9 protein-coding genes and 1 pseudogene are annotated in these 9,639 nt (G+C 71.2%); all 10 read right to left on the bottom strand.

The genetic code is table 11. From position 1 onward, the window contains the following. Positions 1–337: pseudogene (locus E9998_RS25345) on the bottom strand (hypothetical protein); the annotation flags it as partial. 170 nt (positions 338–507) lie between these two features. Further along, the gene (locus E9998_RS13245) at positions 508–873 is read right to left on the bottom strand and encodes a hypothetical protein (RefSeq protein WP_136530184.1); all 366 of its coding nucleotides are present in this window, start codon (positions 871–873) and stop codon (positions 508–510) included. 2 nt (positions 874–875) lie between these two features. After that, the gene (locus E9998_RS13240; RefSeq protein ID WP_136530183.1) at positions 876–1,256 is read right to left on the bottom strand and encodes a hypothetical protein; all 381 of its coding nucleotides are present in this window, start codon (positions 1,254–1,256) and stop codon (positions 876–878) included. 2 nt (positions 1,257–1,258) lie between these two features. After that, positions 1,259–2,164, bottom strand: a complete 906-nt coding sequence (locus E9998_RS13235; RefSeq protein WP_136530182.1) for an N-acetylmuramoyl-L-alanine amidase — start codon at positions 2,162–2,164, stop codon at positions 1,259–1,261. 9 nt (positions 2,165–2,173) lie between these two features. Continuing rightward, positions 2,174–2,656, bottom strand: coding sequence for a hypothetical protein (locus tag E9998_RS13230; protein ID WP_136530181.1), 483 nt, complete (start codon positions 2,654–2,656; stop codon positions 2,174–2,176). A gap of 9 nt (positions 2,657–2,665) precedes the next feature. Further along, positions 2,666–4,003 (bottom strand): alkaline phosphatase D family protein, encoded by a 1,338-nt coding sequence (locus E9998_RS13225; protein ID WP_136530180.1) that lies wholly within the window; start codon positions 4,001–4,003, stop codon positions 2,666–2,668. A 3-nt stretch (positions 4,004–4,006) separates the two neighbouring features. Next, positions 4,007–6,802 (bottom strand): hypothetical protein, encoded by a 2,796-nt coding sequence (locus E9998_RS13220; RefSeq protein ID WP_136530179.1) that lies wholly within the window; start codon positions 6,800–6,802, stop codon positions 4,007–4,009. Then, positions 6,803–8,881, bottom strand: coding sequence for a phage tail family protein (locus E9998_RS13215; RefSeq protein WP_136530178.1), 2,079 nt, complete (start codon positions 8,879–8,881; stop codon positions 6,803–6,805). It lies immediately after the preceding gene. Between the two features lie 26 nt (positions 8,882–8,907). Beyond that, entirely contained in the window at positions 8,908–9,180 is a 273-nt protein-coding gene (locus E9998_RS13210; protein WP_158299798.1) for a phage tail assembly protein T, read from the bottom strand. Between the two features lie 26 nt (positions 9,181–9,206). Continuing rightward, complete coding sequence (locus tag E9998_RS13205) at positions 9,207–9,629, bottom strand: hypothetical protein (RefSeq protein WP_136530176.1); 423 nt, start codon at positions 9,627–9,629, stop codon at positions 9,207–9,209. Positions 9,630–9,639: the final 10 nt, after the last annotated feature.

Genomic DNA, 9,639 nt, shown 5'->3' with positions numbered 1-9,639 from the left:
TGGTGTTGACCAGGAGGTCGATGGTCGGCTGGTTGTCCGCGTCGAGGCCGGCGATGGAGAAGTTGGCGTCGCCGTCGTGGGTGGCGGTGACCATGGCCTGGGTGACGCCCTCGGGCAGGTCGATGACGGCGTCGCCCTCGCCGTCGTGGTCGACGGCGTCGAAGTCGCCGAAGGCCTCGTAGAACCCGGCGGCCTTGTCGCCGGCCTCGCCGTCGTTTCCGCCGCCGTCGCTGTCGGTGGAGGAGTCGGAGGTGCCGGGGCTGGTGCAGGCGAGGACGAGGGCGGTGAGGCCGGCGCCGAGCGCCCACCAGGCGCCGGTGCGGATGCGGGTGGTCATGGAGGAGTGTGCCCTTTCGATCGGGGGGTGTGGGCGGACGGGGCCAACACGCCGCCGCCGGCGCGATCGGTTGCGTCGTCTGTCCACTCTCACCCGTTCGGGTGATGGGTTGTGCCGGGTACGACGAAAGGCGCCCACCCGACCGGGTGGGCGCCGTCGCGTTGCGGGCCTTACGTAGTGGGCCGTTCGGGGGCGTTGGTGATGACGTAGGCGTTGACGAGGTGGCCGGTGTCGGGGTCGTAGACCTGGCGGGTGGCGGCCTCGGTGTGGACGGGCGGGCGGGCGACGCCGAGGAGGGGCTCGACCCACGGGAAGCGACGCGCGAGTTTGCGGACGCCGAGGTAGTACAGCGTGCCGAGGACGAACGCCACGGCAGGCGTGAGGAGCGCTTCGGCGGCGGGGTCGAGGTCGGCGCCGAGGGCGGCGAGGAGGGCGAGGAGGCCGCCGACGGCGTAGGGGACGGCGGTGCGCACGACGGCGGGCGTCGTGCTCGTGGAGGGCGGGACCGCGGGCGCGGTACTAATCGGGTCGTGCATGGTCACTCCTGGGTGGGTGGTGCGGGTTGCGCACCGTGGTCGTGGATGAGGTGGCGGTCGAGGCGGTCGCGGACGTCGACGGCGATCGCCTTCGCGCCGATCGCGAGGTCATGCGTTTCGCGCACGACCACGTCCTGGCCGTCGAGGCGGCGGTCCTGGCCGTCGAGCCGGAGCTGGATGCGGTCGAGCGCGACCGCCGTGCGCTCCACGGTCGCCGCGAGCGACGTGCCGGACGTCGTCGCCAAGTTCTCCTCGGTGCGCTCCGCGCTCGTCGCGGTCCTGCGCACCCACTTCTTGAGACCGCGCAGCGCACCGGCGGCGTAGGTGACGACCGCGCCAAGGGCGACGAGAATGCCGAGGAGGACGGGCAGGTCGATCGTCATGGCTACTCCCGGTTGGTGAGCCGGACCGCGAGCGCGTCGACGATGGCGTCGGCCTCGGGGTGGCCGGCGGCCATGGAGCGCAGTTCGGCGATCAGCTCGGCGTCGCGCTTGACGTCGGCGGCGGCGGCGGCTTTGACGGCGGCCAGGACCGCGGCGGTGTCGAGGCCCTTGACGGCGGCGAGGATCGCCTCGTCGCGCAGGCGCGCGGCCTTCTGCTCGGCCTTCACGTCGGCGACCGAGGCGTAGGTCCACTGGAGGTACGACGCGGGCGCCCAGTGCGTGTTGCGCGGGTCGGTCTTGAGGGCGGTCGCGGGGGCGGGGATGAGGCCGTCGGTCGACCACACGACCTCGGCGTCGTTCTTGTTCAGCGGCATGTCGTCGTCTCCGTTCGTGAGGGCCGCCGCGCGGGCGACGATGGCGGGTTTCTGGGCGATGATGGGGGCGCCGGGGCACTGCTTGTGGCCCCAGTCGGCGCCCATGGAGTGGTGGCCGAGGCCGCGGCCGGTGGCCGAGGAGGTCACCTGGAGGGGCACGGCGTGGGCGGTGTGGCAGCGGGCGAGGAGGCGCGCGACGGCGTCGAGCTGCGCGTCGGTGAGCCGCTCCCAGCCTCCGGGGTTCTTCTCGTCCGAGGCGATGAAGCCTTCGCACTCGACGCTCAGCCACTCGCCGTTGCCGGATCGCTGGGTCCAGGCGGCGTCGGCGGTGTCGACCATCTGCGCGACCTCGCCCTTGCGCGACACCACGAAGTGCGAGGAGACCTTCGACTTCGGGTTTTTCTGCCAGTCGATGGTGCCGTCGTACCAGCCGGCGGCGATGTGGACGACGAGGCCGCGGACCTCGGTCTGCTTGCCCGCGTTCTTGTGCGGGGTGGGGCCTCGCCAGGTGGCGAGGTCGGTCCATCGAGACATGGGGATCTCCTAGTCGGGGATGAGCAGGCAGGCGGCGAAGTGCGTGATGTTGGTGGCCGAGCCCTGGACGTTGAGCGCGGCGCCGGAGGTCTGGAACCCTTCGACGTAGACGCGGTCGCCGACGGCGAGGGCGGCCAGGGTCGAGGAGGTGTAGCGGACGTCGGCGGCGGTTGGGTTCGTGGGCTGGAGCGCGGACACGAGGCGGGTGCCGGGGGTGCGGATGTCGCAGGCGCGGCGGCCGGTGATGTGGCCGGCGTAGCAGACCGAGGCGGTCAGCATCCACCACCCGGCGTACCCGGGCGGGACGACGAGTTCGAAGGCGGCGTCGTCCCATAGGCCGCCGTCGTCCTTGACGACCGTGTCGAACTCGATCTTCGCGACGGCGCTGTCGACGATCGACTGTGCGCTCGTGCGCAGGACGCGCAGGCGGCCCTTGGCGAGGCTGTTGAGCTTGTCGGCGGTCGGGCGCTCGCCCGCGGCGAAGTAGGCCATTGCTGCTCCTTAGAGGGCGAGGACGGTGCCGGGCGTGCCGGCGGGCAGCGCGAGGCTCGCGCCGCCGGTGGTGAACTGGAAGCGGTTCAGGACGGTGTCGCGGCGCCAGGCGGTGCCGGCGATGGAGAGGTCGCCGCCCTTGTCGTCGATGCGGAGCGTCCCGAATTGGCCGCGGCCGCGGAAGTTGTTGGCAAGGCTCATGCCGCTGGCGAGGCCGACGTCGGAGGGGCCGCCGTAGATCGGGGTCGCGTCGATCGCGGCGAAGTGGAAGACCGGCACGTGCGCGGCCATGCCGTTGGAGGCGACGGCGTCGGGTGAGAAGATCGCGCAGTCGTGCGCGTCGGCCGAGACGATGACCATGTTCCCGATCCACCCGGTGTCGCCGAACATTTCGACCAGCTCCGCGCGCTCGGTCAAGAAGCTCGCCCAGCCGTCGGCGTGGGTGGGGTTCATCCACTGCGAGCCCATGACCCACACCAGAGCGCCGATGCTGTCGTCGGATGCGGCGGCGGCCAGGCGCGCGGCCATCCACGCCTTCTGGCCCGACCCGAGCATGGTCTTGGAGGCGTTGTCGGTGGCGCCGTTAGGGGACCGGTGGTAGCGGTCGTCGCTGACCATCCACAGGGTGCGGGCGATCTGCCGGTCGTGGTAGATCGGTCCGGTCGCCTCGGCCAGCGGCCCGGACGGGATGCGCTCGCGCCACTCCTGGGCAGCGAGCGCCTTGTTGACGTAGGTCCCGTCGGAGTTGTTCGCGGCGAAGTTGTGGTCGCCCCAGGTGCCGAGATAGGCGTGATTGGCGTAGAACTGGCCCGCCTTCGGCTGGGCCAGGAGGTCGTCGCGGAACCGGCGCCGGTTGGCGATGGTGTCGGTGTTGCGGGTGCCCCAGTCCGGGTACCCCCAGTCGCCGGGGTCGACGAACATCAGCCAGTCCTCGAAGATGGACCGCAGATGCATGTGGTCGTACAGGTCGGTGTTGGAGACGCGGGCGGCGTCGAGTTCGCCGCCGGCGACGCCCGGGTAGCGCGGGGAGAGGCCGACGTCGCCGGCGACGGCGGCGGTGTAGGAGGCGGGCTCGCCCAGCGGCGGGTGCGTGAAGAACGAGCCCTTCGCCGCGCCCAGGCCCGAGCCGTCCTCGGCCTGGAACCAGTACCGGGTGTACGGCTCCAGGCCGGTGATGGGGACCTGGGCGCAGCCGCCGGCGTCGCGGGCGACCGATCCGGTGTAGACGCCGCCGGTCATGGCCTGGTTGTCGGCGACGAGGAGGCGCACGGACCCGGTGGTGGCGCGGACGGCGACGGTGCCGCCGGTCGGCGAGGCGTTGCCGGGCAGCAGGTTGACGATGGTCACAGGTCACGCTCCAGGGGCGACGGGTGCGAGGCGGACGCGGGTGCCGGCGGGCCAGGCCCGCTGGTAGCCGCCGGCGCCGCGGGTGACGGTCATCGTCTGCGGCGAGTCGACCCCCGAGATGGCGTGCACGGTCACGACCTCGGAGCCGACGTAGAGCGAGAAGGGGTCGTCGATGACCGGGTCGAGGTCGACCCAGGGGGCGAAGCCGGGGTCGGTGGCGACGAGCAGCTCGGTCTCGGTCTCCCCTGCGGCGAGCGCGAGCGCGGAACCGGACGTGTCGAGTCGGCCGAGGACGTCGTGCTCGACCTCCCACACAGACCACGCTTCGCCTGGGCTGCAATTGAACTCGATGACGGTGGTGATGATGGTGCGCTCCTCGGTGATCCCCTCGATGAGGAGGTCGACCGGGCCCGGCGGCACCCACGCAGGCAGGTTGATGACGCGGACGAGGTCGCCTTCGGCGAGGGCGAGGATGTCGTCGGCGAGCGGCGCCACGTTGGGGCCGTGCAGCTCCAGACGGAGGTTGGCGTACCGGGCGCCGGGGATGGTGCCCAGGTGCAGGCGCCACCCGGCCTGGCTGTCGAGCTGCGCGTCGGTGGCGACGTTGACGTCCTCGGAGTGCGTGTAGACCCCGACGCCTTCGGGCGGGGGCAGGACCGACATGGGGCCGGTGTCGGCCTGGACGGTGACCGAGGACCCGAGCGGGCGCGTCACGGTAATGAGGTTCCGTGTGGACTGGTCGTCGGGCACGGGCAGGAACGGCGGCGTAATGACGCCGGTCGCGTAGTCGAGGATCAGCTTGGGGGTCTGGTTGTACAGGGAGCGGCGGGTGCGGTAGCGGTAGCCGATCGCGTCGGGTCGGTCGGTCAGGAACCCCAGGTCGACGATCGGGATCTCGGCGATGAGGTCGGGCAGGGTCAGGGTCCGCTGCGCGCCCATGGCCTCGGTGTCGGCGCCGGCGCCGATGACGTGGACGGCGCCCAGGCCCTCGTCGTCGGCCAGGCGCTGGAGCCGGTGCGCGGCCGACTCGCCCGACCAGGCGTCCAGCACGTTCTTCGCGATACCCCAGATGGCGTGCACGTCGCCGGTGATGACCGCGGCGTGCCCGAGCGCGGCGCCTTCGAGGCCGTTGCCCGACCCGATCGACGTCGAGGACATGCGCCCGGTCGTCTGGCCGGTGAGCGTGTTCTCCTGGACGCTCGCGGTGCCGTCGATGTTGAAGCGGGCGAGCTGCCAGAACGCATCAGGGCCGCGCTGTTCTAGCCACACCGAGAGCATGACCAGTTCGCCGGCGATGGCGAACCCGGCGAGCGCGGTGTCGACGGCGACGCCTTCGCCGTCGCGGACGGTGATGCGGACCGCGCCGCCGAAGTCGTTGTCGCAGTTGACCTCGAAGCGTTCCAGGGTGCCGCCGGTGGTGATGATGGTGAACAGGCGCCGCTCGTCGGCCAGCGGCGCCGCGGGTACGGCGGCGAGGATGATGAACCGCTGCGCGGTGTCGACGGTGAAGGCGGGGAACGTGCCGGTGACGGTGCCGGCCTGGAACTCAGGGAGCGGCTTTGAGGCGGCGAACCCTTCGAACACGCCGGGCTTGACATCGTCGTTGATGCGCAAGGTCGAGGGGTCGTTGACCAGGCCGGAGGCGAAGCGGGTCGCGCCGGTCGGCTCTTCCATCGGGTAGTAGGCGACCACGGTGGGGTTCGTGGCGAGGTCCCGCACGAGGGAGGACTGGAGCGGCTGTGTGCCCTGGCTCAGGCGCCGGGAGAACCCGGCGGCGGTGAGGTCGACCCAGCCGTCGTTGCCCGACAAGTCCCAGTCCTGCGGCCAGCTGGCGGCCTCGCCGCAGAAGCGGATCGACGGGTCGGTGAACGTCGCCCCGCCGTGCAGGGTCCAGTCGCGGGCTTCGGTGTCGACGGCGGTCCGGTCCTCGGGCTCGTAGCCGTCGAGGTACAGCCCGCACTCCAGGGTCCCGCCGATGCCCGAGCGGATCTCCAGGGCCCGCACGTCGCCGGCGAAGGCCTCGCCGGGGCCGAAGGAGGCCCCGCCGTGAGCGGCGCCGACGGTGAGGTCGGCGTCCGCGGCGAAGATCGTGATTGGGCCGGCGAGGGTGACGGGGTCGCCGAGCATCGTCCAGGACGAGGCGAGGTCGGGCGCGAGGTAGAACGTCACGGTGACCCCGCCGGCGCCGTTGTCGACGTCGACGGTGAACCGCAACGCGAGGTCGGTCGCGGCCTCGTCGACGGGGTCGGTCGAGGTGAACACCAGCATCGCGGCCGTGGTGCCGTCGGGCGAGAGGCGCACCTCCAGGCGCCCGTCGGGCAGCAGCGACCACGCCCAGGCCCGCTCGTTGACGCCGACGAAGTGCCAGCGTGCGGGCAGCAGCATCCCGCCCTCGCCGGCGACCGGGCGCCACGAGTACGGCGTGCAGTCGAAGCGGACGTCGAGGTCGCCGGTGACCGCACCCACGGTCGCCGAGGGCGTCGACAGGTACGACCCGTCCAGGCCCGGCATGGCGACCTGGTGGTTCTCCCGCTCGACCAGGCGCGCCCGGATCGGGGTGTTGCGCCCGATCAGGCCGTAGAGGTCGGAGCCGGGGTTCGCCGGCGTGTACCGCCCGACGATGCCCGGGGCGACGGTCGAGGCGCCGTTGTTGAGCGTCAGGGTCATCTCGGCGGGGTCGGGGACCTCGGCCCAGTCCGAGCGCCCACGCGTGATCGTGATCGGCGAGGACTCGCGGACGTCGTCGGTGATCGCCTGCCACGCCCCGCCGTACCGCAGTTCAACAACATGGTCGACCATCTATGCACTCCCCAGTACCTTCTGGACGTTCCCGCCCCGAGACTTGATGGCCCGCCGGAACAGCGCGACCAGCTCCTTGTCGCCGCGCAGGTCGATGACGAGTTCGGTCTGCCCGCCGCCGGCGCCGCCCCTGCCGCCGGCGTTCGCCGCGAAGTCCTTCGCTCCCTTGGGGAGGGGGACGACGGCCTCGTCGTAGCGGCCCTCGCCGATGACCGCGAGCGTGGGCCCGGTCGCGATGGCGCCGTTGGCGAGCATGGGGATGTTCGGGGTCGACAAGGTGAAGCCGCCGACCTCGCCGAGCGGGCCGAGGTCGACCGACGGGATGGTGAACGAGAGGTTGTTCCATCCTGAAATGACCGCGTTTACGGCGGATTTGAAGCCCTCTTTGATGCCGTCCCACATGCCCGACACGGCCGAGGAGATCCGATCCGGGAGGCCCTTGAAGAACGAGACGACGGCGTTGAACTTGTCGACGATCCAGTCCTTCGCGCCCGAGATCGCGGATTTCAGCACGACCATCCCGGCCTGGAAGGCGGGCACGACGGTGCCGGTCCACCAGTCCGCGACGGCCTGCGCGGCCGCCTTGATCGCGCCCCAGACGGCCTCCCATACGTCCTGGAAGAAGGTCGTTTGCGTTGCTACCCATACGATTGCGGCGATTAGTGCCACGATCGCCGTGATAATCAGAATGATGGGATTCGCGAGCAGCGCGATGTTGATCGCCCATTGCGCCAGAGTCCAGATGCCGAGCGCGATCGCGAGCGGGACGATCACCGGCGACAGCTTGAGGATGAGGTTGAGGAGCTGGCCGATGGGCACGAGCAGGGGCGCGATGATGTCGAGGAGGTCGGCGAAGGCCTTCGCGAGGGGGACGATGTCGATCTCGCCGAGGGCGTTGCCCAGCTCGGTCGCGACGTTCGCGAGGCTGGGTCCGACGGTGGTGGCGATGTCGCCGATGATGGGTGCGAGGCCGGTGCCGAGCGCGTCGACCAGGGCCAGGACGATCGGGGCGACGGCGCCGCCGAGGTCGGCGAGGCCCTGGAACAGGCCCATGAGCGCGTCCTGTCCCTCTGCGGTGGTAAGGAACTCGTTGATTTGGCCGGTGACGGTCTCCAGTGTGTCCAGAAAGGACCCGCCGGTGATGGTCGCGGCCGAAAAGATCGTCGACAGGGTGCCGGCGACGTTGGAGACGATGCCGCCGAGGGTCGAGAAGGTCGACTTCATCGAGTCGATCAGCTCGGCGAACTGGCCGGTCTCCTGCATGTGCAGGGCCCACTCGCCGAAGCGCTCGGCGAGGCCGCCGGCGGCCTCGCCTGCGTCGGTGAGCAGGGGCGAGAAGGCGCCGATGGTGGCGCCGACGCCTTCCATGAGGGGGCCGACGCCGGACGCGAAGGCCTCCATGCCGCCCTCGGTGTTCGCCAGGGCGGCGTCGAGCCCGTCGGTGAAGGTCGTCGAGCCGGCGGCGGCGATCGCCTCGGCGGCGATGTCGTTGAGGCCGTCGGCGACCCCGCCCAGGCCGGTCTCCAGGCGCGGCAGGACCGCGGTGCCGAGGGCGGTCAGGTCGTCGCTGAGGCCGACCCACATCCGTTCCTGGACGGCGTCGGTGACTGCCGACCAGGCCGGCTCCATGTCCTGGAGGGCACCGACGACGGACTGCGCGGCCGGGGTGAGGCCGGCGAGGGCCTCCTCGTCGCCGGCGATCGCCTCGCCCATCCCGGCGAAGGCGATCTGCACGGTGCCGATCGCGGCCGCGCCGCCGGCCGCGAACGCGGGCAGCGCGGCGCCCAGGCCGATGACGGCGGTCGTCAGGGGGACGATGGCGCCGGCGGCCGAGCCCGCCGCCGAGGCGATCCCCCCGATCGCCGTCGCCCCGAGCATCAGTTTCGACACGGCCTGGAAGCCGGGCATCGCTCCCTTGAGGAGCCGCGCGCCGAAGGTGTCGCCGACCTTGGCGTTCACCGCCGCGATCTTCGACATCTTCTTGTCGACGTACTTCTCGAAGCCGTCGATGCCCTTGACCGCCGCCTTGGCGTCGGCCCCGATCTTGATCATGAGCCGCTCGATGGTGCCATCAGCCACAGCGCACCCCCGTCCGGTTCGTTAGGTCATGCGCTGCGCTTGCCGCCGACGCCGAAGACCCCGCGCGCTTTCGCGAGCAGGTCACGGCCGGACTTGGGCTTGGACTGCGACCACTTGGGCAAGAAGTCGGCGATGGTGTAGCTCTTGGACTTCTTGCCCGAGTTCGCGTTCGCGATCGTGGAGGCGATGAGGGCCGCGAGCGTGTCGCCGCGGCGACCGCCCAGCGGCCCGTCGATCCGTTCGAGGGCCTTGTACTCGGTGAGTTCGGCGGCGGTGGTCGTGGCGAGCAGCTCGCGCACGGTCCGCCCCAGGGCGAGGGAGACCCTTAGGAGGTGGAGCCGGTCGGGCCGGCGCCGGAGTTTCCCTCGGCGGCCTCAACGGCGTCCTCGCCCTGGCCGGAGAGTTCCTGTGCCTTGTCGTAGAGCCGCTCGATGGCCGCGGCGGACTTCTTGCCGAGGACGCGGATCTTGTCGCGGGTGAACAGCGGCTCCATGTCGGGGCCGACGAGGCAGGCGGCGACCACGCGGATCTTCTGCTCGGCGATGATGTTGACGCGGATCGAGACGTCGCGGCCGGTGGCGACCAGGGCCGCGCCGGTCAGGTGCGCCCAGTCCTCACCGGACAGGCCGCGGATGCGGACCTTCCGCCCGCCCCACTCGGGGACGGGGATGTCGTCGTACTCGATGTCGTCGAAGGCCTCGATGTCCTCGGCCGTCATCAGGGCATCGCTGTTGTGCGTCTCGCTCATGCGAATCCTT

The organism is Glycomyces paridis (assembly GCF_004912155.1).
Classification (GTDB): domain Bacteria; phylum Actinomycetota; class Actinomycetes; order Mycobacteriales; family Micromonosporaceae; genus Glycomyces; species Glycomyces paridis.
Note: the sequence above shows the minus strand (reverse complement) of the source record. Positions and strands in the feature narration are given on the sequence as shown.